Genomic DNA, 25202 nt, shown 5'->3' with positions numbered 1-25202 from the left:
GTAATAAGTGAAGTAAGTGTAATATCTGAAAGGCTTCTTAACAAGCCGTTAGTCGTGCGCTCTACGCATTTACGAATTTAGCAAATCATCAACCGCCGCTAACAATTGAATAAATTGCATTCTTCGTTTTGGAGCGAGTCTCTCCAATTTTGTCGCGATCGTCTCAAGGGCCAGCGAGTTCTGAGTTCGCGCCTCGCTGGGCGCGGTAAGCCATAGTTCCAGTCTTGCCGCCGTCTTCTTCGCAAGTTTTATCTTTCGATTCAATACCTTGCTGAGGTGAGGTTGCGACAACTCGCACGCCTGCGCCACGGTTGACTGGGTTGCTCCTGTCTCACGCATTCTGGCTTCGATACGGGTCAACAAGTCAGCTGTGGGCATTGACCAATTCTATGTAATACATAAAACTGGCTATTCATTGCATAAGAGAGTGTCCCATGCAACGAGTCGTCGGAAGGTTTGGCGACAAGTTTGAGTTTTTGGATCTGCCAGAGCCGGATGCGCCATTGCTGGGTGATCTGCGTTGGGGCGCGTTCGAGCACCCTCTCACGCCGGCGTTCTGGGTTGCTCAGGCATGGCTGACGGGAAAGCCGTCAGAAGGCGGCTTCCAGCTCGGACGCACGCTTGAAGAAGAAGTCGTGTATTGCGTCCTTGGTGGTTACGGCATCCCGGCTGAGGTCGGTGTCGCTGCCGCGCAGAGGGTGTGCCGTGCCCTTCCGCAGCTATCAACCTCATTGGATCAGCGCTCGTTACTACGTGACCTCCTGTCACGTCCGCTCGAGATTGCCGGCCGCAACGTGAAATATCGCTTCGCTTCGCAACGTGCGGCGTACCTGGCGCGCGCGCTTGCGATGTTGACCGCCGTGGATGAGCCCGAACTGTCGGACGTCGCGCTTCGAAATGCACTCTTGGAGCTGCCCGGCATTGGGCCGAAGACGGCTTCGTGGATTGTTCGCAATCGCCGCACAAGCAACGACGTCGCGATCCTGGATGTTCACATCGTCAGGGCTTGCAAGATCATGAGGGTCTTTCCCCAAACAGCCGATCCGGCACGGCGCTACTTCGAACTGGAAGAGCGATTTCTCGCGTTCTGTCGGGCGACCGGCTCGGCAGCATCAAGCATGGACGCCGTCATGTGGAGCACCATGAGAGCGCTAGGTCAAAAGTTTATGCAACAACTGGTTGACGGCGTGATGTGCGTAGGAAACTCTTCGGATCGACAATATTCGGAGGGCGCAAATGACAGGGTCGAACGGCTCGCGTGATAGCGATGACAGCTTCAGCGGCGGGAGCGGGGGAAGCAGTGATCAGTGCACGCGAAGCCGGCGTGGGCCGATAAACAGCCCAAAATCCGCGGTACTGGCGCCACTTGGCGTTAATTCTGTCTTGGGTGTCGAGGTGAGGCGGCTCGGTCCTTCGCCAATCCTGACAGTCGTTGACGCCGCCGGTAGCCCCGCCGGTTCACTGACGTTCGTTGGCTATCTCGAGCTGATCGATTGCATCGAGAACCGCAATTTTACGTATAAAGCGACCATCACCAACATTACGGGTGGATCCTACGAGGTCCAAGTCGATCCGGTATGACGCGGGATCTTACGATCGTTGGCGGCATCTATCTCGAACGATGCATTCAGCCGCTATGGGATGCCGTCTACGGCTCTGCCGGCAGAGCGGCGCATGCCGCGCGCAACCTGATCCCAGGCCACATAACCCTGCACTCGTACGTAGAACCTGCAAACAAGCCGCAGGCAGAGCATCTGGCCGAAGATTGCGGCGCCACGTTGGTATCGTCTCCTGCGGCGCATGGCGTAAGTTTCAGCTACCTTCATCCCCTGTCGGTTCCGATCATTCGACCTTCGCTCGAACGAATGAAGACGCATGCGGCAATACCAGTGAAGGGTGACGTCGTTCTGCGGTTCGGCATGCTTGAGGGCGATGCGGTCGTTGACGCCGACATTGCCGTCTACGATCCCCAATCCGCATTCGGAGCGCCGTCGTTCGATGCGAATGGATCGCGCGCTCGTCGCCTCGCGGTCGTGATGAATCGTCAGGAGGCAGAGCATGTCACCGGTCACGCCGACCCGGCCCACGCGGCAAACAGTCTTATCACCAGCGGCTCGGCAGAGGTCGTCATCGTCAAGATGGGAAGCAGCGGAGCAACGGTGACCACGCGCAGTGGGGCATCCGTAATTCCAGCCTACCGCTCGACATACGTTTGGAAGATCGGATCTGGCGATGTTTTTTCCGCGACCTTTGCGGCGTTGTGGGGGTGTCACGGCATGGATGCGCCGCACGCGGCCGATCTCGCCTCGCGCGCAGTTGCCCTTTACTGCGATACGCGAACGCTGCCAGTTCCAGCCATCGCCGATTTGCAGGCTCTGACGTACGAGCCCGTTGTGCTAACGAAAGGCACGGTCTACCTCGCGGGGCCGTTCTTCGATCTTGCTCAGAGGTGGCTTGTCGAGGAATCGCGCGATCAACTGCGTGCTTTGGGCGCTTCTGTTTTTTCGCCGCTTCACGAAATTGGCCCTGGGCCGGCGTCGATTGTCGGACCGGCGGACATCGCCGGGCTTGAACGCTCAGACGCGGTATTTGCGATCTTGAATGGGCTTGATGCGGGGACGATCTTCGAGGTTGGCTACGCCGTGAAGAAGGGAATCCCGGTCGTTTGTTTTGCCCAGAACGTCAGCAGTGAAAGTCTCAAGATGATCGAGGGGACGGACTGCGAAGTGGTCGATGAATTTGTTTCGGCGTTGTATCGTACGATTTGGAGGCTGCCGAAGGCATGAGGGCCGTTCTGATGTCTGGAGGTATGGACTCCATCTGTATCGCTTGGTGGAAGCGGCCGGAGATCGCTATTTTTGTCGATTATGGGCAGAAACCAGCGCCAGCGGAGCGTGATGCGGGCTTTGCGGCGTGTCGCGCGATGAATATTCGCTACGAGCAAGTGAAGGCTGATTGCAGCGCACTCGGATCTGGCGATATGGCCGGCACGGCTCCCAGTCCTCACGCTCCGGTCTCGGAATGGTGGCCCTTTCGAAACCAGTTGATCCTTACGCTTGCTGGTGCTGCGGCATTGCGTCTTGGCGTCACCGAGTTGCTGATTGGCACGTTGAGAACTGACGGTCAGCATGCCGACGGTCTTCCAGCTTTTGTTGAGAAAATTTCCGATCTGATGTCAATGCAAGAGGGCGGCCTGATTGTGAGTGCGCCGGCAATCGCACTTTCCGCGTCCGAGCTGGTCGTCGCGTCTGGCATAGACAAACAAATCTTGGCGTGGGCGCACTCCTGCCATACCGGCGAACTGGCGTGTGGGCGGTGTCGCGGTTGCGTTAAGCATTACGAGACCTGGAAGGCGCTCGGTTGGGATGCGCACTGACGAACCAAAGCCACGCAACGTGCCGTTGGTGTGGTCACCCTACGATTTCGAGGTTGTTACCTCGGAGGTGCTGACGCGTCCCGATTCTTCACCATCGCGGAGCTTTGCAGATGTGATCGCAAAGCGACGCTCGGCCGTTGGCAATCCAGTTGATTTGAATTCCGTCGCTGAATTGCTGTGGTGGGCAGTTGGCTGGAAAGGCTACGCCTCAGGCGGACGCGCCGGCTTGCCGATTGCCTGGGCTACGAGCCCTTCATCTGGAGGGCTTCAGTCAGTCAACGTCGTTTGCATCGCCGATGATGGTTCAGCACCAAGACTGTATGATCCCGTCCATCATGTCTTTCTGACTTTGCGAGCCGACAATGAGCTCGTGCAAGCGGAGAATCGTCAATCCGTTTTGTCAGTCACGGGCCTGCAAAGCGGATGCACGCTACGCTTGGTCAGCGATTGCTCGAAAATTTCGGCTGCTTACGAGAACTTTGATTCTCTCGTGTTTCGCGACGCGGGCGCAGTCCTGGCAACCATCTGTCTGTGTGCCGAATGGCTCGGCCTTGCGGCGTGCCCTCTAGGATTTCTCGGAAGTGCGATGTTGCCACTGCTCGGCCTACCCCAGGATCGTTTCCAGGCGGTCGGAGGTGTCCAGGTATCGCGCCCGAGAGACGCAAAAGGCTGACAAGTTAGCCGTTACGGAGCGGTCTGGAGCTCGGCCACGCCGTTCTCGTGCTAGCCGCTCGATTGCAGGCGCGCAGGCCTTCGAGCTTTCCTCAAGAGGTCGGCGACGTGGCTCGTCAATCCAACGTCCCCTCGGATGTGTAGGCCGATATGTGCCGGGAGTTGCCCGAGCAGTCGGCGGAGTTCTTCCAGCCCGTTGGATACGTCGAAGACTTCCCATTGATCCGCATCGCCAGGCACTAGCGTGGAAGCTGAGCTGTCGGTCGCGCCTTTGTGCAATTGCACGATCCAGACCCGCGAGCCGTCATGCACCCACTCAAACCTCACCGGCCCCAACTTCGCTTGCGTGAAGCGGTATGTCTCTTGGATGTCGCGAAGCACGGCGTCCGGCAAACGTTCCGGCAGGCGTTCGCCCACCATGAACCTATCGCCTTCACCAGGCGTTCCCTCGATGACGATCTGTTGGTCAGCATCCATGATTGCCGCCCCGGCAAACGCGGCGGGTACGGCTTGTTGGCAGAGGACGGCCGAAATCGCTTCACCCGTTGGATCCTCCTCGGCCAGAAGGCGGAACGGATCGAGCCAGCCTTTCGCCGTGGTGAACTTGCCAGGTTCTTGCTCGCGCGGGCAGGTGCGGATCCACACCTCGTTCGCTGGCGTCGGTTGCCCGAAAGCGAATGGCGCAATGCGTCGAGAGATGCACGTTGTTCGCGGAACGGGCAGTCCGATGAGATTGGCGATAAGCAGGCCGAATGTCTTGTCACCGATAAGCCGGCTGAACCGATTGGGCCATTTCAGCGCCGCCATCGCCGGCGCGCTGTCTGACGCCTCATACTCCCACATCAGCGTATGGCCGCGGCGCCAGCCCCGCGGTTTTGGATGAATGCTGAACTCCAGTCTTCCGCGACCGGCGTCAACCGTTGCGACCGGAAAACCGTAAACCGTCTCGAGCAGCGAAAGTCCCCAATCCAGAGGCAGGGAAGCGGTGCCGCCTTTCTCAACGCAACGAGGTGTGTCGTCGGGGGAAAATTCGATGACGCCCCCCTGGATCACGCCCGAGACGCCGCCGTCCGAGACGTCGACGGTTTCATTGGCAATGATGTAGAGGCCTTCAGCGGACATCTTCCGCACCAGCGCTTCTATCTGGGCGAGGTCTGACAGTCCGTAACGAAAGTCGCGGCTTCGCGGGCTATCTGGCGTGAAGCTCCGTAGATTGATGGTTCCTTCCGGGCAGCGCTCGAGAAGGGAGCGTAAGCTTTCCTCGAGACTAGCGAATGTGTGGTTGGCATCGAAGCCGGCAACGCAGCTGAACTCCTGCTGGGGCTCAGCCGCGCTCGGGGAGTAACTTATGAACTGCGCGACGTTTCCGACCCGGGCAAGCTCGTCGAGAGACTTGTCTTTCCTGAACAGCATCAACCGGGTCCTTGTACGGGAAGCCTTTGGGGCGGACCAGCGGTATGGAGCCCGGTCCAGCTGCTTCCGCGGAGCGCTACTGCCTGTCACCTGCCAGCCGAGCTGGCCTCAAGCTGCCGGATCTCCTAGGAACTCCAGCAGCGGCATTTTCCCACTTTTAGTGCCGCTAGCCAGCCGTCAGGGCAAGCCTTCAGGACGCCAAAATATGTGGACGGCAGACGGTTCGGTCAGTCGGTCCAGGCGTTCCACTTTGGGCCAGCATGCCTCTGGCCGACGCTCGGATCAGTTGGCAGAATTGATCTCGTGGGCCTGCCAAATAGCGGAATATTAAGCGTGCCGGGCCAAACTGAGTGGACCTTCTGCTGCGGTCTAGCGTAATGTCACACAAAGAGGGACCGAATCATGACCGCCTACGCTGCTGTACTCGAGGCAAGAGATCTGGCTGAAAAGGAAGTCACCATCCTGAGGCGGGTGCTGCTGAAGAAGGGCGCTTCCGTAAAGACAGCGGGTACCGTGGCTGCTTCGCAAAATACGAAGCGGGTGAAGCTTGGTCGCAAGAAAAAAGCCTAGCCTTTACTCTGCCAACGACTGGAAGCGTGAAGTCGTTGAGAGGAGCTCCCCCGACCCGTGGCGCCTTCCGGTAGGACGTGACTACGGCAGGATTATCCACAGCGCGAGCTTTAGACGACTGCAGGGGAAGACGCAGGTCTTCCCGGGCCATGAGTCTGATTTTTTCCGAAATCGCCTCACGCACTCGCTTGAAGTAGCACAGATCGCCAGCGGCATCGCCGAGCGGCTGAACCACGTCGACCCTTACTTTCGCGACTTCCCTCTTGATCTTCGTTTGTGCGAAGCGGCGGCGCTTCTCCACGACATCGGTCATCCCCCGTTTGGTCACAACGGTGAGCGCGCGCTCGACGATCTGATGCGCGGGGCTGGAGGCTTTGAGGGAAATGCGCAGACGCTGCGCATAATATCGAGACTCGAGAAAAAGATCCTCAGAGCCGAAGATTCCAGGGGAGATGACCGCGCGGGATTGAATCTGACCTACCGCCTGATGGCGGCCGTTTTGAAGTACGATCGCGTCATTCCCGCACGCCGAACGCAAGGAAGCAAGTTTGTAAAAGGGTACTACCAATCGGAAGCGGATGTTGTTCGTAACATTAAGTTGCACACGACGGGGCGACCTCCTCGAGGAAAGTTCAAGACAATCGAATGTTCGATCATGGACGTCGCGGATGATATTGCATATTCGACGTACGATCTCGAAGACTCACTGAAGGCCGGTTTCCTCAGCCCTGCGTCGATTCTCGCGTCAAAGGACGGTTTGCTGGTAAAGGTTGCGAAGAAGACGTCGGAGGAGCTCGGCCGCAAGGTTTCTGCGGATGACGTCCTTGACATCTTCAGTGATATTTTCGCCGATATGGTTCCGGCTTCAGCCAACTCAAATGAACCGTTCCTAATCCCATTCGTGCAGACGTTTCGGACTTCGCAAGCCTTGAGCGACTCCGGCTACCTTCGCACCAAGCTGTCGTCCGAATTGGTTCACAAAGCCCTAAACTCGGTCGAAGTCGAGCCCGATCCTAAATATCCGATGTTGAGCACAGCCTACCTCAACGATGAGGCGCGCTTACGGGTCGAAGTCTTGAAGCAATACACCTTCGAAAGCACGATTTACTCTTCGCGTGTCAAGTTGCCCGAGTTTCGCGGATACGAGGTCGTGAAGAGCATTTTTAAGGCGCTCGCCAGCAAGAGGGGCTATCTGATGATGCCTGACGATGTGCGCGAAAATCATGCGAATGCCTCGAGCAGGCCAGAGCAGCTCCGCATCATTTGTGATTTTGTTGCCGGCATGACCGATCGTTACGCGACCGAGTTTTTCGATCGACTGCATTCGAACGCCGGTCACAGCATGTTCAAGCCAGTCTGATTTTCTGCAAACTGTAGGCCGAGGTCTCAACCAAAGTGCGCGCTAGCAATGACTAGCGCCCGGTAGCGCGAGCTTCTTCAGCTCGTCGCCATAGCCTTGGGAGTAGGCTTTGCTTTTCCAGACAATGAAAGGCTCATGCACGCAGTAAAGACGTGTCGCGTACGGCTGAAAGTACTTCTTCGCCACATGCGCATCGCATAATTGCGCATCGAGGCAGACCTGGAGCTCGGCAAAGAATCCCACCAGGAGATCGAGATCGGGAACCAAGCCCCTCTGGGTGACGGACGATGACAGCGGAATGACCGATTTGTCGACCACCGACATGACGAGCTGGCGCTTTCGGTTCGCGAACTCCTCCGGTGACGCGACTGGCGTCTCTTCCAAGGTCCGAAGGACGTCCTTGACCGAGTACCACGCCATCCCGATATGGGTCTGCGCCGCCTGAAGCGGATCAGTCGAGAATCTGCGTACATAACCCAGTGTTTCGGCAACGCGCGCGTCGTGTTGCTTGTCGAAATATTCGCGGACGGCCCAGAGCCCGCCAGCCAATGTGCCGAGGATGAGCAAAATCTTCGAGATAGCTTCAAGTCTGTCCAGGATGACCTTCATTGGCCGCTCATCAGTTGCATTTCATGCGAGGACGTAAGAGTCCGCGTCCGGGAATCCGGGAGCGGCTGCGGCAGATTTCAGGCAGCGTAGCGCGGCCTTAGACAACGAGATGCTTTTCGTGGCCTTTCCGTCTGTCTTGGGCTTGCCGATGCTCGGCAAGTCCGCTCGAACGGTGCCGGCCACCTGGCCTTTCAATCGGTCTGAGGGGAGGCAAATGTCTAGGTAGATCATGACTGGGTCACTCAGATCATCCAGGAAGGTGTCGACATTGTCGGCGATGCATCTGGCCTCGGCTTTTGAGACGGTCGTCTGTTGTGCAGGCGCGGGTCGGACGAAACCGCAAAGCGCCAGGAGAGTGATCGTGAAGCAGAAGCAGAATCGCCGCATGGATGGCATCCTCTAAGGTTTGAAGCCGGTATATACGAATCCCGCCCATGCCCAAGGCTCAGCATAGGGGCGGCTATCCCGGAAGCGAATTCGAAGGATCTGCTCCAATTTGGCCGCATCGCTGCCTGGGGCGGGCCCAAGTGTGCGCAACACGTCGGCGAGTTGCGAGCCGGTACTGTTGGACAGCCACACCTGGGCATCTTGGAGCGCGCGTGAAGGAAGCTTGCCTGAATACAGCTCACGCATCAGCCGTGTCATCAGAAACAGAGTTGGCCCGTCGCTCGCCGGCCAGAGAGAGGATACAGCTCCTTTCGCCCCAATGCTCATGAAAGCCGCGGGCAGTCCGACGAATTCATTTGCCATCGTGGCCGTCTCGACGCGGCCGGTCTCGCATGCGGACAATACGATCAGATCGGGAGATTTGCGGATTTGGGCCGTTTCGATGTCACGCACCTCAAGACGATCCTTGCTGCTGAGACGTATGCTCGACCGTTCCGGGGCGTCGGCGTCGAAACGAGCGTGCCCAACAAAGTGCAGTATGTCGGCCTGTTCGAGGGCCTGGAGGAATTGGCCCTTGTCGACCGGACCTGCAAGCGTCACGCCGCCTAGAACGGCCGACACCTGAGCTTCGGTGGGCGCGTAAGGCAGTCCGGAGTCATCGGACGGGTCCGCAATCGAGTAGAGCTTCGGAGGAGTGCTCGCCTCGGCGGTTCGTGGCTGCCAGAGCACCAGGCTCGGCAAGTACAATACGCTGGCGGCGTTCATGAGGCGCTTTCCCGATGGCTCCTTCCCCACATGAAGGGGCAGAAGCGCCAGTTCGCCTTGCACGACGAGAATCACGTCATCGCGCGGCCATAAGCCCTCGCCCTCAAGTGTGCGAAGAAGCGGGTCAAAGAAGCTCGCTCCTAGCCAGTCACCGGCCTCGTTGATCGTTGCGTTCCAGCGGTCACCGGCAGAGTCAGGCTGTTCGGCTTCGAAGATGCTGCGGTAAGTCTGGAGCCAGCGATCCTCCAGGAAGTGGGCGACTCGATCGCCATCAAACTCGTCGAGAAATACCTGCTGGAGCACGAGCTGACCATCTTTCAACGCGGCGGCGAATACGACGCAGCCAGCCGTTGTCACGATCGGCATGAGCACGATGGTCCGCCCGGTCAGGCGCTTTTCGAAACTCACTTCCCTCAGTTCGCCGGGCTTGGGATCAGGTAGCGAGCTCAGCCGTTGCTTAAGGAAGCGCAACCGGCCTTCATCGGCGAGTATGATTGCATCCAATATCTTACCGGTGCGTGCCAGAGCGTAGGCGGCGCGTTCGAACCAGCGATCTGATCTTGCAGCATCGAACCGAAGCACGTCCTGTCCCAGCGTTGGGTCGAAGGATGTGCGGCTTAGCTCCGCGGCCTGCCCGTAAAGATCGGAGGCGCCCGGCCAATTCCTCTGACTGAACTGCAGATTGGCTAGGTTGACGAGCGTATCGGCATGCTCGCGGGGCATCTTGGCAGCGGTGCGTTCAGTGAGAGCTTGAGAGTAAGCCTGTTCTGCGCAGCTGCCCAGTTCGGGCCGCTTGCGGTCGTTGCAGCGATTGCCGAGATTGTTTTGAAATGTGGCCCATAAGCGGGGTGCTAGCCGCCGGTCCGTCAACTCGATCGCTTGACGCAGATCCTGGATCGACTTGTCCAAAGCGGCAGGATCGCCATCCTTCGCCCTGACGCTGAAATAATCGGAGGAGAGTGCGAACAGTCGGGCTCTTGTTAGGGGCGGCGCGCCAGCGGAAGCGTTCTGAGCGCGTGTCAGTTGGGCCCCGATAGCGTCGAGGTCTTCATCCTTCCCGAACGCCAGACGGTGTAGCCGAACGCTTACCAGTGTTTCGAGAATCTCAGCTGCCACGCCGGTGGAATCCGCCGCGGCCAGCAGCTCCTCGAGCAGCTTCTTGGCTCGTTCCAGATTGGCGGGGACACCAATTCCGGATGCCTCTAGCGTCAGTGCCAGACTGATCCCGGTCTTGATCCAAGTGGTCTTGTTGCGCGGCGAAACGCTTGAATATGCAGCGTCGAGGACCGTAATGGCCTCTGAGAGGTTCGTCTGGTGATTTCCCGTCTGTTTCTTGAACAGAATACTTCCCAGATTACGCTGGACGTTGAAAGCGTAGATTGGGCCAAGCTTCTGCGCGAGAAGGCCACGGAGAAGAGTCTCGGCTTCGTCCAACGAGTTCGTTCGGTCGGATCTATGGGTTCCGAGAAACGCGGCGAGATTGAGTTGTGCTAATTGCTGGCGGTCGCCGCGAAAGACTTCGGCTGCCTCGCGCAGCGCGGTTTCAGCTTCGTCGGCCTGATCCGGAGGTAAGGCACCTTCCGGGGCTTGAGCAATCAAGGTGCCCTTGTCGAGTAGAGCGCTGGCGCGGTCGGGGCCATGCACCTTACCGGCATCTGTGCTGAGATATCGCCGGAATGCATCGATGGAGGCCTGCGCACGTGGAAGTCCGCGGCTCGACAGATCCCTCTCGACCTCACCCAAAAGCTTAAGGCTCTCGGCGCAATGCTCGTCAAGAGGTGGGACTGCGCAATTAGTAGTGTAATACTGCCCAAGCGATCGGGTGACTTGTCGAAGCTCGGCAGTTGTCGAAGCACCATAATAGTCCAGGCGGATAGCGGCTAAAGCCGTGCCGTTCCTGAGCTTCGGCTCGTTCGCGGTCTTCAAATACTCTGCGGATTTGCGCGCCCAACGCGCAGCTGTGCGGAAGTCAGCAGGCCGGCCACCATTGGCTCCGGCAAAACTCAACGCGATCTGGTATGCAGCTTGAGCGGCCAACAGGCGGTCGGCCTTCCGCCCGAGACATTCCAGCATCTGCTCCAATCCGACAGGGGGCGGGGCCGCCAAGGCCAGGATCTCCCTCAGAGAGCTGTTGCTGCACCTGGAGCTCACTTTTGGCGTGTGTGACTTGGGGGAGTCTTTGGCGTGGCTCACCGCAAAGGTGGTGGTGAGAAGCAATGTGACCGCGACGCATAAAAAGCGCATGTGCAGGCTCTCTCTAACGCCAACATAAGGCCTGAATGCGCTCAGGAACAATTTCGCAGATAGCAGTCATTTCTTGCTCGCCGACGTTAGGCTTCGTCGTCATCACCAACTGCTCGGATCAAAAGCGCCAAGAACCTTGCGGAATTCCGAGTTGCTGCCTCCCGCGATCTGATTGAAGACGGAGTTGTCGCCGCCCCAGATCTGGCTGGGATTATTGATCATACTGCTCGAGCCGCCGAGCAATTGACGCGGATTGTTGATCACGGAGTTGGGCCCGCCGGTGATCTCGCCGACGGCGCGGATGGCCTTCACGATCTCGTTGTTGGGTCCCGGGCCTTTCGTAAGATCGTTGAATGCGTTCGTCAGAGTTAGGACGATCGTATTGTTCTGGCCGAAGCAACTGGTGCCGATGCTGCCTTTGAAGCATTTGGTCAGTTCGTTGATGGTGAGTTGAGTGGCTGTGCAGCCGGCAAAGCCGATAGGATTTCCACCAGTCTCGACGGCACATTCGGCTGCGATCCGCCATTCCTCATTCATCGCGGGACCTGCGGCGCAAAGAGCGAATGACGTAGCCCCGGAACTGGTCGTGGCGCAACTGACGACCCGGGCGGCGTCTGGTGGAAGTACCGCGCCTGCGGCACAGCCTGCCAACTGAGCCTTATCGCCGTTGGCGTTGGAGACGCAGGAAAGAACCTGGCTTGTCTTGGCGTCTAGAATGCCGTCGGCACAATTTGCAATGAGCGAACTAGCGCTCCGGCCGGAGGAGATGCAGGTCCGCACGTGCTGGGCGGTTCGTACCTCAGGCTTGTCGCCGAGCAGGCAAAGTGCGACGTCGGTGGACGATTTGCTGCCATCGCCAACGCAATTGGCAGCTCGTGCGGCGTCGCCGCCGGCGGCTGTTGCAGCGCAATTGGTCCAGGTCCCCTTGCCACCTGAGCTCATGCAATCGAACAGCTGCTTGGCTTTTGCGTAATCGGGGGAAAGGTTGCCCAGGCAGTCAGCGGAGCCGGTTGCGGAGTTGGTCTTTGTCAGGCACTCGGCTAATTTCTTCTGAGCGTCGGGCAGATCTGCCGTGACGCAACCTGCCGCGGTCGCATAACCGCCGGCCTGCTTGACGCAGTCGCGGATCTTGTCCGCCTTGGCCTTAATCTCGGCGCTGGGGTTGCAGGCCAGGACGCTCTCGGCCGACGGCGTTCCCCGGATGGCGCAACCGACTTGGAGCGCGAGATTGGGATCGTTGACCTTGTCGGTAAAGCAGAGCAGCCGTTCGCCCTCGGTCTTTTTGCTGAAACAATCGATCAGCGGTTTCTTATCGGCACCAATCGTCGGCATGACGCAATCAGTAAAGGCGCCTTGAGAACTGGCGGCGGCGTTGCATCGCTCGATGTCGGCTTTAGCCGGCATTGCGGGAATATCGACTTCCGACAGCATCAGGGCGCTGGTTCGGTTCAGACCTCGGGCAACAAGAGCAGAATCCAGCGCCGCTCGTCCGCTGACAGTGTCGGGGTAGGCGGGGCACTGCTGACCGAGTGCACAGCGCAACAACGCTTTGGGAGTGAGCCACACGCCGGAGCAGTAAAACATCTGCTCGACAGTGACGGTCTCGTTATTCGTAGCACGCTCATTGTAGCAGGACAGCACCTTCTTTGCGGTTGCGACCTGGTCGAGTGAGCGCCGGTTCGGACCTGCGACCTTGCGATCCGGTTGCCGCACGTTGGGTTCATCTAGCGGTCCGGACGCAATTGGCCTCCAATCGCCGATATCGACGTTGTCGGGTATTTTCCAGATAGCCGGGGTCAAAGTGATGGCGATAGCACGGGCGAGCGCGGCCGTCTGAGTTGCTCGAACATGACTGACATAGGACGCCAGCACAATTGTCCAATTGCGCTGATCAGTGTTTGGGGGATACAGGGCGAAGGCTTCGAACGGGAACGAGCTTCTCAGACGTTCGAATTGGGTCCGGGCCTCAGGCTCGGTCGTGCTGCTCGCCACGATTGTGAAGTATGATCTGGCGGTTGCCATTTGTTGTGGACGATCATTGAGGCGGCTCAACGTGGCGGTCTTGACCGTCGTCAATTGCGCGAACCGATCCCGATATTGATCCAACAGGCAGGATCGCGCCACCAGCGCGTCCTTTGGCAAGAGAAAGCCAATGTCCGGAATGGCGCACTTTGCTTCGAGACCGCCGGCCCAACGATTGTGCTCACGCGTCAGCGATGACCGTTCTGGTCCTGCCAGGCTTTCCAGCTGGGCGGCGTAGAGCCTGCTTTCTTCTTCCTTGAGAGCCGCGATTTCAGCGTCGAAGCAGCTGAACATGGCGATCGGCCTCATCAGACCATCGCAGCTCTGGGCCGAAGCCGACTTGCCAAATATCGAAATCGCAACGAGAAAAATACAAATAAAAAAGCCTGCGCGCATCGGTCAACCTCCGAGCTTCACGCGGCTTGCATGAAACGTCGAAAGCATCCAAAAGTAAAGTGCCTCGTTGAGATCCGATATTTCAATCGCGGTCGCTTGCGCGGATCACGCGAGCTGAGCCGGTTCTGTCTGCGCTATGATGTCTAGGCTCCGAACGTGTCGAATGCTGAAAGCGCCTTCGCGCCGTAGACGGTTGAAGGGCCGCCGCCCATTTCGATCGCGACAGTGATCGTCTCGACGACCTCCTGTCGGTTCGCGCCGTGCCGCATCGCATTGTTGACGTGAAAGACGATGCATCCCTCGCATCTTGTGCTGATGGCGATTGCCAGGGCCATCAGCTCCTTCGTCTTGACCGATAATGCGCCTTCCTTGCCAACGGCACTCATCAGGCCTTGGAACGAGCGCATCACCTCTGGCGCCGCCTTGTAGAGCTCGAGCGCCTCTTTCCTCGCGTCATCGGCAATCTGTTGGTAGTCCATGCTTGGGGCGCTCCTGCGATGGGCATGATGAGATACTCGTTTTACATCGCGCATCCGCCGGGGTCACGTTCCTCAAACGCGGTCGCAGCCCGTGCCAAAACAGGAAGGATTCAAATTCCGGATCGCAAACGAGACCGTTTGGCCGAGCAGCTCGTCTGTTCCGCCGCATTGCCATCCCGTCGGGACGTCCGCGGCCCCTCGTGGGAAGCGCGACACCGTGAGCTCGCGCGATGGTGTTTGTCGCCGAGCGGCCGGCCAACGCGCGTGGCTGCCCTGATTTGGTCGGAGGCGTCGCGGTGCAACCCAACGGCGATGAACGCTTCAAGTGTGCCGATGCGCCGGGCGAGAGGGGCGGTGTCGACGAGGTCATCGGCGCCGGCCTGATGTGCGCGATAGCTGGTCCAGGGCCAGAGTTCTGCCTTGCTCGTCAGCCGCGCGCGCACCGGGTTGAGCAGGACATAGCGGGCCGCTTTCAGAAAATGCCGCTCGTCGAGCGCCACCGAGGAGAACCGGCTTTGCCAGAGGGCGCCCTGGCGGGACGGTCGCTGGTTGCTGGTGCGCGCAAACCGACGTGCCGCTTCAGCAACTGACCGGCTGAGACCTCCGGCGGTGGAGGGGGTGAGTATCAGGTGCACATGATCGGGCATCAGGCAGTACGCCCACATCGCGGTTCTGTCCGGCGGGTCTCTTCGCCGAGAAAGCGCAGATAGTCCCGGTAGTCCTGATCCTCGTGAAAGACGAGCTGACGATCGACACCCCGATGGGTGACATGGTGGGGGTGCCCCGGGGCGACGAGGCGAGCCGAACGCGGCACGATGAACACTCCTGGTTAAGGTGCCCCAATTTTCGGCTTTCGAGGTTCGCGCGAGGCCAGCAGCTCGGACCCGCAAGCCGCTCGCTCGCTACGGCGCTTTGTGGAGGCGCGCTGCGCGAGCGGCTTGCTTCGCAAAAGTGCAGCGGATGGCGATGAGCAGCCGCCCTTTCGGACGTTCTCATTTGTCCTGTTCGCGTCCTGATCCCGGCATTTTTTCTCCACTGTAACGCCGATCATTCTGGTCAAGGGCTTGATCTATCTCGAAAAGATCGGAAATCGGTTCGACATGAACCGTGGCTTTTTGCGCGAGATTCCTGAAGATATTCACCGTCAGGAACCGGCTGGCGAAACGTGACCGAGCATTCCGGGTACGTTATCGCGCCTTCCCTTCTTTTCCACACCAGCCTGCGATCACAGGAACCAGGCGTAGCTGGCAATGAGCTGGACGCACTATCGGCTCGAACGATCTGTGCTTTGGTCGCCAATCAGCCCGGTTCGGATAGCGGGCTTGGGGCTGCTGATCCTGAATTGCCTGGTTAGGTCTGTTTCCCGATGTTTCGCGGCCGCTCAGATCCTGCCAGAGTTTTGTTGGACTGTTGTTGCGCCCGTCGCGCGCCCAAGTGTCGCGGTCGATTTGCGACTGCGTCGATAAAAATCATTAGACAAATTCCAAATCACAATTTAGGATTGTAGTCGTATGCCGGACGGCTAACTCCTTTGTTTTGCTCCTGCGTTGAAAGTCTTTGAGCGTTGCTAGCTGGTCGCTACGCGCGCTGATACTGAATTGCTTCGCTTCCGAATGGACAGTGCGACGCCGAATGATTTGATCGCTGATCAGCGATAACGGCGTCCGATCTTACTGACAAAAATATTCGGCGGTTGATCCGTGAGTGATATTTTAAACCTTCGGTACGGCAGCGGCTCGCTCGCTCTGAGCAAGAGCAGTACCCTCGCAGCTGTCCATTCCGGCCCGTTGTTTCAGCCCGCTGCAGAAAATCAAATCGCTTCTCGCTCCGGTTCGTATCAAATCCGGAATCGTAGCGACCTTGGAAACATAAAAACGCTCGGAGCCGGAACGCGGAGGGATTCCAAGAGCCTTGAAAGTACGATCGACAGGCTGTCACGTCCCGCGGAAATTACCAATGTCTATCACAGCTCTCCCGACATGGTGCCTTTCGTTCCGACCGGAACAGTCTACCTCGAATTTCATAAAATGGCCGATGAGCAGACGAGGAACGATCTGATCACCCGGCACCACTTAAAGCTGGTGAGACGGGAATTCGATGGCGGGTTGACGCTTCATGTGGACGATCATCGACGGGACGCCGTCGAAGTCTGTGCCGCCTTGCAGCAGGAGCCTTCGATCAGGATCGCCGAGCCCGATCTGTCGACAGAGGGTGAGGTGAAGGGCTTTGCCGTCCCGAACGATGCTTTGATGGATCACGAGTGGTACCTCGAAAATACCGGTCGTAACGGCGGCGACGCAAGCGACCTGAAAGCAGGCGCAGATGCGCGGGTGATTGCAGCATGGCGTCTGCTTCAAGGCTTCGGTTCTCCCGACGTGGTGATTGGAATTATCGATGACGGCTTCGACTTGAGTCATCCCGATCTTGCGGATCGATCGGTGCATCCTTGGGACTTTACACGCAATGCGGCCAACGTCGCTCCCGAACCCAACCTCACATCGCCACAGTTGGGAAACTGGCATGGCACGGCGTGTGCGGGGATTGCCATTGGGGCTACTGGCACCGGCAAGATCGTCGGTGCGGCTCCGGGATGTTCCTGGATACCGGTGCGCTGGTCGAGCCTGGAGCCGATAGAGATCGCGAAATGGTTTGACTATATGCACGAGCGTGGTGCATCGATCGTCAGTTGTAGCTGGGGCGCTCGAGCGACCAACTACCCACTATCGACGCGGGTTGCCAAAGCGATCAGCCGTTTTGCCACCGAGGGGCGTGAAGGCAAGGGCAGCATCATCGTCTTTGCCGCCGGCAATGAAGGCCGTGACGTCAATGATCCGGCCCACGACAGCGTAAACGGATTCGCCATCCATCCGGATGTCATAGCAGTCGGAGCTTCCGACAGCCTTGATGAACATGCTTCCTATTCAAACACCGGCAAGGAAATCTGGATATGCGCGCCCTCGAGCAGTGACAGCGGTCGTGGTGTTACGACTGCCGACGTGACCGGAGAATTCATCGACTCGATCGGAGCGACGCGTCCCTTGGGCTATGTGCCGGGTGATTACAACGAACATTTCGGCAAGACATCGAGCTCCTGTCCGCTGGTCGCCGGAATCTGCGGGTTGGTGCTGAGCGCCAATCCAGGACTGACCGCGGCGGAGTGCCGCGAGATCCTCAAGCAGACCGCACGTCGGATCGGCGATCCTGGTTCCTACGATGCTGACGACCATTCACGACTCTTTGGATACGGATGCGTTCACGCCGAGGCGGCGGTTGCCGAGGCGAAGGCCCGTTTGTTGCAGGCTTAAGCGAATCCGCCGTCTGCAGGTCAAATGTTTGCCCCGGAGGGCGCGAGTTGTAACGCAGGAGGAGGCTATGTGGGCATTCCGGGCTTTCGCGATGATGATCGCCGTCAACGCGAGCTTGCATTCGGCCAGCTCGATGGCACAGGAGGCATGGAAGGAACCTCAAGATACCGCCGCTGCGATCACCGAACCGGACCGGTACGCCTGGCGGCTTTTCGTAGCCCTCAACTGGCCGGCAAACGTCAAGCAGAGGGCACCGGATTCAACCAAGAAGTTTGGAGATGCCGCACCGGGACCGGTCGTTTGGGAAACCTGGCGGAGCGCGCATAACAGTGCAGCCGACACGGCTTATCCCATCGACGGTTCTGACCCTGGCGCCTGGCTCGACAAGGAAACGCCCGCCGACAAACCTATTGCTGGCCTGGACCGTGGCGCGGTGCAGCAACGAATCCTGCTGGAGTCGATGAAACTGGGGAACACGCCGTTGCCGGCATTCGAAGAGAACATCGCAGAGGCGTTGGAGAACGAGGATACCGTCAACGAGACGAGATTGAATCAGGCAACATTCGAATTCGTGAGATCGAAGAAGCTCTACAACGTCGACGAACAGATCAAGCTGTTTACGAACCGGGTCCAGACCATCGCCTTTCCGCTCGCGGCCAAGGAAGTGAAAGCGCAATGGCGCGAGATCTCGGAGGCCGACAAGCCGCGTTATCACTGGGTCAAGTCCGATAACGGCAAGATATATGGACTGACGGCACTCCATATCACGACAAAGGATTTACCGAATTGGCTCTGGGCGACCTTCGAGCATATTGACAACAAGATTCCGGAATCCCAGGGCGGGCGCAAATTCAATATCGGCTGGAATCTGAAGTCGGTGGATCGCTTTGCTTGCCCCCAGGGGCCGCATGATTGCGAACAGGCGCCGGCCAATATCGGTCTCGAAGGCACCAAATGGGCAAACTACCGGCTTCGCGGAACACAGGTCGATTTCGTTGACAGCCGCGGCAACATCACGTTGCTTGCGAATTCGCAGCCCGAAGGCGGCTTCCAGAACACGTCGTCATGCATCACGTGCCATGCCCGGTCAACGATCGGCGCGACGGCACGCATGTCGGTCTTCAAATGTCGGGGGCAGGGTTCGACGGGTATGCCCAATCCGGCGTGGTTCGTCGACTCGGCCAACAATCTCAGGTTCGTGCAACTCGACTTTGTCTGGTCTCTTTCCAGAGCCCGACGGGCAAATCAAAGCGAGGCTCGCCCGGCTCAGGATCCGCTCTGCTCGAATTAGATCGTCCTGCCGAGGGAGAATGTGATGACAACCAACATTCCCGGTTTTGTACAAACCATCAAGGTCAACGATTTCCTGCCGGGTGATCCACCAATCGATATAACTGACATCGTTCGTCAGGCGGATAGCGGCGCAACTCCGCGGATACTTGCGCGGTTAGAGACGGATAAGCCAGATGGAGAGCAACCGCCGTCACTGCCAAAGTTCTTTTCGATTGCACGGCGATGCACGCATGCCGGCTGCAATATCCTCAAGGGTAGTCCGAACTGGGCGACGGCTGACCGGCCCATTGTGTTCAGCATGCTTGGGGAGGGGGCTACGGTTTATCCGGTCATCCAGTGTCCGTGTCATGGCAGCAGATTCGATCTGACCAGTGGCAAGCGCTTGCTGGGGCCGGCGCCGCCCGGTGCCAATCTGGCTCAATTTGAAACCAGGATTGAGACGGTGGGCGAAGATGCCTATGTGTTCGTGGCACTAGCTGCCACGGCCTGACGCGCACAGATCCACTTTAACGAGCGGAGGCTGACAATGGCAGCAGCGGCACTGAAATGGACGCCGACCGGTGCAACACCCAGCCAGCGTTACGACGATGTCTGGTTTTTCAACCCCACTGTCGGATGGGCGGTCAACAGCTCGGGACACGTCCAGAAGACGACCAACGGCGGACAGACATGGGACACCAAGTTCAAGACACCCATTCTCCCCGGTACTAATCGGCCGGTCTACCTTCGCTGCATGGCTTGGCCGAGCGAGCAGGTGGGGTGCGTCGGAACGCTGACGACCGAGCTCCGGCTCTATCGCACCACGGATGGTGGCGAACAGTGGAATCCGGTCACTCTGCCGGCCGCCGCGCCAAAGAAGGTCTGTGGATTATATGCGGTAGACCAGTCAGTCATCTACGGTTCGGGGACCAACGATCCCAGCGATGGAGCTGCGATCATCAAGAGCAGCGACGGAGGAAATAGCTGGACCGCGATCGACATGTCGGCGCACGCGTCCAATTTGATCGACATCTTCTTCCAGACCAGGGAGCGCGGCTGGGTTGTCGGCGGCTTCTCCGACAAGGCGCATCCCACATATGATGACGTCAAGCCGGTGATCCTCTTTACCGAGGACGGGGGGACGACGTGGGTCGATCGTCTGAAAGACATACGCTCCCAATTTGTGGAGGGCACCTGGGGATGGAAGATTCAGTTCCTGAATGACCAGCTCGGATTCGTCTCGCTGGAGAACATGACCCAGGCCTTCATTCTCAAGACCGAGGATGGCGGCAAGACATGGTCGAAGTTTTCGGTGCCCGGTAATGCCAACATTGAAGGCATTGGTTTTCTCGATTCATCGAATGGTTGGGTCGGGGGATGGGGCGATGAAGATTTTGCCTCGGGCAAGAGTAGCGTCACGAGCGATGGTGGGCAGAACTGGCAGAATGCAGATTCGATCGGAAGGTTCATCAATCGATTTCGCTTCTTCGGCAACCCCGTCAATCTCGGATACGCCGCGGGACGGACCATTTACAAATATGCACCGGACGTCGCGATCGAAGGCGTCGCACCGGTTGCCGTTGCCGCCGCCGCCCGCGCGGAAACCGAAAGCACTCCGTCCTACGACAAGCAGGTGCCGATCAGGTTCCAGGTACCCGCCGGGAGCCAGCGCGCAACGCTCCATATCTGGAATCGCTTCGGCAAGGAGATGCGAACGCTGATCGATGAAAAGAAGCCCGAAGCAGGGTCTCGGGAAATGGTATGGGACCGCAAGGACGACCGCGGACAGGCGGTTCGCCATGGCGTCTACATCTATCGAGTGACGGTCGACGGGAATGCAGAGAGTGGCGTCTTCGCGTTGCGCTAGCCGAGATGCTACGCGGAAGGCGTAACCTGTGTCGGACGATTGTGTAGTGATGACCCTAGGGAGGGACACGTGATGCAAACGCGCTTTATTGCTGCTGGAGCTCTCCTTGCCACAATTCTCATGAGTGCTCACGCCGCATCGGCGCAGGGAGTGCCGGATGTAACGCCCAAGGTGCTGCCCGACCGGATCGACGATGTACCGGATGCTGACGGGAGCCCGTTTCGGCGCTTCGACAATTTCAGTTGGCGGGCGTTCATCGCGCTGAATTGGCCTGCACTTGAGGGGCCTGAAAATCGCGGGATGCCGGACAAGACCAGGAAGCCGGGTGATAGCGGACCGCGCGTGTGGGAGACCTACAAGGCGCGCTACGAAGTTTTCGCACCGGGCGCGCCAGAACCGAAGGACTGGACTAGCTACGCTGGCGCGAATCCGTGCGGCGGGGTCGACAATAAGACGAAGACGCTCAGCGCATTCAGTCATTTTGCGGACTACAATCAGGCATCATTCGTGCTGGAGAGGCTGGCTAATCCGCTGATCGACCAGAGCAAGATGTATACGCGTTATGAGGTCCGCTTTAGCCGCGAACAGTTTGAGTCGATCGTGGATCCCAATAACAAATGGTACATCAAGCAGAATTTGCCGACGGCGGCGAAGCCGGGAACGTTCAAGGATGGCTCGGTAGAGATCAAGGCCGCCTGGCGCGTGCTCAATCCTGGTGATGGCACCGTTCGCAGCCGCTTCTACATCAACAAGGCGATGGTGTTCGATCCGGTTGCGACGGATCAGCAGGGGACAGTCGTCTGCAATGAGCATGAAATTGCGCTGGTCGGATTTCATATCGTCATCAAGACGAAGTTGCGGCCGCAATGGATCTGGAGTTCTTTCGAGCACGTCGACAATGTGCCGCCCAGGACTGACGAACCCGATGCCAAGGCCGTGCCTGTCCCATACTCATTCAATTCCGGATTGCCGCCGCAGGTAGTGGCGCCGATGCCGGCGCCAGGGATGATTTCCGAGACCAACCGGCCTGACCCGAATTTGAAGATGCAGGTTATCCGCGCGCAGCCGATCCGGCCGGAAACGATGCAGATGAATCGGGATTACTGGAATCTCCCTGACATCAAGGAGACCGTTTGGGCCAACTACATGCTGGTCATGACGCAGTGGCCGAGAGTGCCGGGCACGCCCGGCATCGGCAACGCGGGAACGCCATTTCCGACCGGTGTCTCATCCACGCTCGCGAACACGACGATGGAGACCTATCAACAGAGAAACGGCAGAAGCTGCATCGAGTGCCATCAAGAGGTTTCCAACTCGCTGGGCAGGGATTTCGTTGCCTTCATGGGCTTCGACGCCACAGATCCTGTGCAGCAGGCGATTGCCGCGGCAGCATTCCGGGCCAGTTCCATCCGCGCTGCGAATGCGAACAGGAACTCGCCGAGCCTGGACTCTATAAGGAGTCCGTCGCGAACTGCACTGGATGATGATCCATCGGTGCAGGCTTTGGTCCGGATCCTTCAGGAGCCGTGAGATAGAACGCCGTGATGTGCTGAACAGGAGGGCGAAGAATGGCGGGCAAGATTAATACATACGGCGAGTTTCAGGACTTCATGGACGCCTGCTGCGTTAAGGTCCAGGCCGATCCGGACCTCTCGGGGCATGGGCGATGGTGGCGGCAGATGGATCACAATGAATTTGTCACCACCGGCGAGGTCAAACATCGGCGCGTAGTGGTGGTTGGCGATCCCGACAATTCAGTTGTGATCCAGGCGTTGCGAGGCGTCCCGCCGGACTTTGCCGACGATCCCGGCGCATTGTTCGGCCGTATGCCGCAAAATGCTGCGGCATTTTTCGACGTGGCCGATATCGACGAAATCGCAGACTGGATCAAACGCGGATGCCCAAACGGCGGGGGGGCCGTACCGGCTTCCTGACATGGTGACATTTATCGGGAAGGGCTGCTCCGGGCGAGTTCGTTCGAAGGACAAAAAAATCAGGTAAGTGAACTAGCGCGGCCGGATATCACGTGATTATTGATAAACCTCTTTAGCTGGAGGTTGTCATGCTCAAAATGGATGTGCTTCAGTACCTTATTGAGCGCGGTCCAGGCCGGACGGAGGTCGAGCTGGCCAGGGCAATTCATGGTGACAAAGGATATCAGCAACAGGTCAACAAGGACTTGGCGTTGTTGCTGGGAAAAGCAACAGTCACGCGGCGCGGTGAACCATGGCGATACTATCCCGCCTGACTTCTTCCTCTTCGGAATGCTTCAAGGCCAAGGTAGCTGTACGCTTCCCCAGCCGCAATATCTCACGCCGAGGCAAGCTGATGTTCCAGCTCGAGATGCTGCCTGCGAAGGCGATTGCGTAATCCTCTGTTGGGGCGACACAGAAAGGCCCTATCGCCTGCTGATCGATGCAGGGCGTGAGTCGACTGCTGAAGCTGTGCAAGCCTATGCCAACCAGCATGGCCGCGCGAACGACATGTTCGAGCTCTTCATCATCACCCATATTGATCGCAATCACATCGAAGGTGCCGTAAAGTTGCTAGGCGATGCGGCCTTTCGGCCGCTCGTCAAGCAGGTCTGGTTCAACGATCGTGGTGACCTCAACTATGCCCCACCGGCCTCGGAGTTCGAGACCTTCGGCGCGCTCGACGGCGAGCGCTTGTCTGCACTCATCGCCGGCTATGGGATCGCGTCCAATTCGGGTTTCAAGCCCCCGCCGGTCGCCGTCGAAATTACCGACGGTGCAGCTTCAGGGCGGTTTGGTTCTCACGGTGCTCTCGCCTGACCAGGAGCAACTGGCCAATCTGGCAAAGCCTTGGGACGATACGCTGCGCGGGGCTTGACGAGAGTGGAGAGGTTCGGAACGCCGACAGGCTTTCGATGCTTGCAATCGATGACGCCATCAGGAAGCTGGCGAACCGGGAGCGGAACCAGGTGGCCGGATGTATGCACGCCCACGATGAGCTGGTTGTGCTCAACCGGCTTCTGATGTTCTCCCTCAACGACATTGGCGAGGGCGAGCTTCACAATCATGCGCAGGGCGTCCAGATGTGGACCGTGATGCAGTTGCTCACAGGCAAGCTGTTCGAAACATGGAATATGCTCGTTGAACGCTTTCTAAAATCCAACCCAGAAGATCCCGCGATTGCGGCCTTGAGTGACGCACACAAGAAAGACCTTGCATGGCTGAAGGATTACTTCGGCACCATCCCGCTGAAGGACAGCGCGCTTCGCACGATCCGCGACAAGACCGGGTTTCACTATGACAAACTGAACCTCGATCAGGCGACGAATGCCCTGACCGAACAGGAAAGCATGATCTACGTGGCCGAGCATCCGGCCAATGCCTGCTGCTATCTCGGCTCGTCATTGATCTTTAGCGCAGCTTTTGCGGCAATCGCTGACAAGCACGCTGATACGTCAGCCATGAATCAGAGCGAGCGGATGGCGGCAGGCGTGGATATTGCCCTTGCCGATCTGAACGAAGTCAACCTCCGCATGCACAATGTCCTGTACAGTCTGATCGAACATGGGCTCACCCGCGCGGCGGGTGGATCGTTCGATAATCTCGTCCGCTTGGACGTCCCGGTCGTTGGCGCACCTATGTCGTCGGCCGTGGCACTGCCGATGTTTTTGGACATCGAGCAACCACGAAAGCGGCCATAGCGTCGGCTCAGCGCATATCCTCTTGAGGGGGCGTTCTAATCGTCGCGCGCAAGTGTATTGGCTGGGCAGGCTGATTTCGTCGTTGCGAACAGATCGACTTAAGCGCCGAGCAGAATACTTGCCTCATATGTCGCAACCGCATCAATGATGTCCGAGCGCCGCGTATGTTTGTAATGTGCGAACCTCTGCACGAACGAAGGGTGGACGTATCTGGTGCGGTTTCTGGTGCGGCGGCCGCGCTGCGGGCAACGAGAACTAAGTAAGCCATTGATCACGTTGGTGGGCCCGGCAGGACTCGAACCTGCAACCAGACCGTTATGAGCGCGGGGCATCGATCAGCTTGGTCGATGCGGAAACGAAAAGACGCCACAACGACCGCGTATCGAACATACTGCGGGCTTCGTCGAATGACCTGACGATAGCGATGGTAGTCGCGATACGTCGAGTTAACGCGAATCGCCAACGCCAATGATCCTTGCTGCTTGGTGACCGTGCGGATGCGGATCTCGTCGTGAGAGATCAGCTTAAGCCTCTTTATCGGCCGTTGAGGTGGGAGCGGCAGGTGACGTAGGCGGGATGATCTTTTGGCAGTGTGCCCCTGTTGTGCCCCGGACTTTTGGGGGCACGCTTTGGGGGAAGCACGCTAGTAAGTAATTGCAGATAGGAGAATAATGGTGGGCGCACAAGGGATCGAACCTTGGACCTCTCCCGTGTGAAGGGAACGCTCTCCCGCTGAGCTATGCGCCCGGGACCATCATGCAGGCGGCCGGACCTTTCGGCCGGCCGGCACAT

22 protein-coding genes and 1 tRNA gene are annotated in these 25202 nt (G+C 58.4%); 14 read left to right on the top strand and 9 right to left on the bottom strand.

Going from position 1 to position 25202, the window contains the following annotated elements:
- Window positions 1-69: 69 nt before the first annotated feature.
- Window positions 70-378 (bottom strand): hypothetical protein, encoded by a 309-nt coding sequence (locus NLM27_RS24845; RefSeq protein WP_254145839.1) that lies wholly within the window; start codon window positions 376-378, stop codon window positions 70-72.
- A gap of 56 nt (window positions 379-434) precedes the next feature.
- On the opposite strand from NLM27_RS24845, the gene NLM27_RS24840 reads away from it, so the two are divergent.
- The 4 genes from NLM27_RS24840 to NLM27_RS24825 all read left to right on the top strand — a co-directional run bounded on the left by NLM27_RS24840 (window position 435) and on the right by NLM27_RS24825 (window position 4049).
- Entirely contained in the window at window positions 435-1262 is an 828-nt protein-coding gene (locus tag NLM27_RS24840; protein WP_254145838.1) for an endonuclease III domain-containing protein, read from the top strand.
- 315 nt (window positions 1263-1577) lie between these two features.
- On the top strand, window positions 1578-2786 hold the full coding sequence (locus NLM27_RS24835) for a PfkB family carbohydrate kinase (protein WP_254145837.1): 1209 nt from the start codon (window positions 1578-1580) through the stop codon (window positions 2784-2786).
- Window positions 2783-3376, top strand: coding sequence for a 7-cyano-7-deazaguanine synthase (locus NLM27_RS24830; protein WP_254145836.1), 594 nt, complete (start codon window positions 2783-2785; stop codon window positions 3374-3376). Before NLM27_RS24835 ends, NLM27_RS24830 begins: the two co-directional genes overlap by 4 nt.
- Entirely contained in the window at window positions 3366-4049 is a 684-nt protein-coding gene (locus NLM27_RS24825) for a nitroreductase family protein (RefSeq protein WP_254145835.1), read from the top strand. The genes NLM27_RS24830 and NLM27_RS24825 overlap by 11 nt, the downstream gene beginning before the upstream one ends.
- A gap of 50 nt (window positions 4050-4099) precedes the next feature.
- Here the strand turns inward: NLM27_RS24825 and NLM27_RS24820 are convergent, their stop codons facing one another.
- Complete coding sequence (locus NLM27_RS24820; RefSeq protein ID WP_254145834.1) at window positions 4100-5461, bottom strand: hypothetical protein; 1362 nt, start codon at window positions 5459-5461, stop codon at window positions 4100-4102.
- A 402-nt stretch (window positions 5462-5863) separates the two neighbouring features.
- On the opposite strand from NLM27_RS24820, the gene NLM27_RS24815 reads away from it, so the two are divergent.
- Window positions 5864-6031 carry a hypothetical protein gene (locus tag NLM27_RS24815; protein WP_254145833.1) on the top strand — a complete coding sequence of 56 codons (168 nt, stop codon included), beginning with the start codon at window positions 5864-5866 and terminating at the stop codon, window positions 6029-6031.
- Window positions 6009-7391, top strand: a complete 1383-nt coding sequence (gene dgt / locus NLM27_RS24810; protein WP_254145832.1) for a dGTP triphosphohydrolase — start codon at window positions 6009-6011, stop codon at window positions 7389-7391. Before NLM27_RS24815 ends, dgt begins: the two co-directional genes overlap by 23 nt.
- Before the next feature lie 42 nt (window positions 7392-7433).
- Here the strand turns inward: dgt and NLM27_RS24805 are convergent, their stop codons facing one another.
- The 6 genes from NLM27_RS24805 to NLM27_RS24780 form a co-directional block, all read right to left on the bottom strand.
- Complete coding sequence (locus NLM27_RS24805) at window positions 7434-8000, bottom strand: hypothetical protein (RefSeq protein WP_254145831.1); 567 nt, start codon at window positions 7998-8000, stop codon at window positions 7434-7436.
- Window positions 8001-8021: 21 nt separating this feature from the next.
- Entirely contained in the window at window positions 8022-8387 is a 366-nt protein-coding gene (locus NLM27_RS24800) for a hypothetical protein (protein WP_254145830.1), read from the bottom strand.
- A 12-nt stretch (window positions 8388-8399) separates the two neighbouring features.
- Window positions 8400-11258, bottom strand: coding sequence for a CHAT domain-containing protein (locus NLM27_RS24795; protein WP_254145829.1), 2859 nt, complete (start codon window positions 11256-11258; stop codon window positions 8400-8402).
- Between the two features lie 240 nt (window positions 11259-11498).
- Window positions 11499-13814, bottom strand: a complete 2316-nt coding sequence (locus NLM27_RS24790) for a hypothetical protein (protein ID WP_254145828.1) — start codon at window positions 13812-13814, stop codon at window positions 11499-11501.
- 143 nt (window positions 13815-13957) lie between these two features.
- Window positions 13958-14347 (bottom strand): carboxymuconolactone decarboxylase family protein, encoded by a 390-nt coding sequence (locus NLM27_RS24785; protein WP_254145827.1) that lies wholly within the window; start codon window positions 14345-14347, stop codon window positions 13958-13960.
- Window positions 14348-14403: 56 nt separating this feature from the next.
- Complete coding sequence (locus NLM27_RS24780; protein WP_256570020.1) at window positions 14404-14958, bottom strand: transposase; 555 nt, start codon at window positions 14956-14958, stop codon at window positions 14404-14406.
- A 1035-nt stretch (window positions 14959-15993) separates the two neighbouring features.
- Here NLM27_RS24780 and NLM27_RS24775 point away from each other — a divergent pair.
- From NLM27_RS24775 to NLM27_RS24740, 8 genes are all read left to right on the top strand, one after another.
- The gene (locus NLM27_RS24775; RefSeq protein WP_254145825.1) at window positions 15994-17598 is read left to right on the top strand and encodes a S8 family serine peptidase; all 1605 of its coding nucleotides are present in this window, start codon (window positions 15994-15996) and stop codon (window positions 17596-17598) included.
- A 67-nt stretch (window positions 17599-17665) separates the two neighbouring features.
- On the top strand, window positions 17666-18889 hold the full coding sequence (locus tag NLM27_RS24770) for a hypothetical protein (protein WP_254145824.1): 1224 nt from the start codon (window positions 17666-17668) through the stop codon (window positions 18887-18889).
- 24 nt (window positions 18890-18913) lie between these two features.
- Window positions 18914-19381 (top strand): Rieske (2Fe-2S) protein, encoded by a 468-nt coding sequence (locus tag NLM27_RS24765; RefSeq protein ID WP_254145823.1) that lies wholly within the window; start codon window positions 18914-18916, stop codon window positions 19379-19381.
- A 36-nt stretch (window positions 19382-19417) separates the two neighbouring features.
- Window positions 19418-20737 (top strand): YCF48-related protein, encoded by a 1320-nt coding sequence (locus tag NLM27_RS24760; RefSeq protein WP_254145822.1) that lies wholly within the window; start codon window positions 19418-19420, stop codon window positions 20735-20737.
- Between the two features lie 72 nt (window positions 20738-20809).
- Entirely contained in the window at window positions 20810-22267 is a 1458-nt protein-coding gene (locus NLM27_RS24755; protein ID WP_254145821.1) for a hypothetical protein, read from the top strand.
- A gap of 38 nt (window positions 22268-22305) precedes the next feature.
- Window positions 22306-22671 (top strand): hypothetical protein, encoded by a 366-nt coding sequence (locus NLM27_RS24750; RefSeq protein WP_254145820.1) that lies wholly within the window; start codon window positions 22306-22308, stop codon window positions 22669-22671.
- 207 nt (window positions 22672-22878) lie between these two features.
- Entirely contained in the window at window positions 22879-23529 is a 651-nt protein-coding gene (locus NLM27_RS24745; protein WP_254145819.1) for a hypothetical protein, read from the top strand.
- Between the two features lie 95 nt (window positions 23530-23624).
- Entirely contained in the window at window positions 23625-24410 is a 786-nt protein-coding gene (locus NLM27_RS24740) for a hypothetical protein (protein ID WP_254145818.1), read from the top strand.
- A gap of 672 nt (window positions 24411-25082) precedes the next feature.
- Here the strand turns inward: NLM27_RS24740 and NLM27_RS24735 are convergent.
- Window positions 25083-25157: transfer RNA gene (locus NLM27_RS24735), tRNA-Val, on the bottom strand.
- Window positions 25158-25202 lie beyond the last annotated feature (45 nt).

The sequence above is a fragment of the Bradyrhizobium sp. CCGB12 genome (genome assembly GCF_024199845.1).
In the GTDB taxonomy this organism is placed as follows: Bacteria; Pseudomonadota; Alphaproteobacteria; order Rhizobiales; family Xanthobacteraceae; genus Bradyrhizobium.
This window is presented reverse-complemented; position numbering and strand designations above follow the sequence as displayed.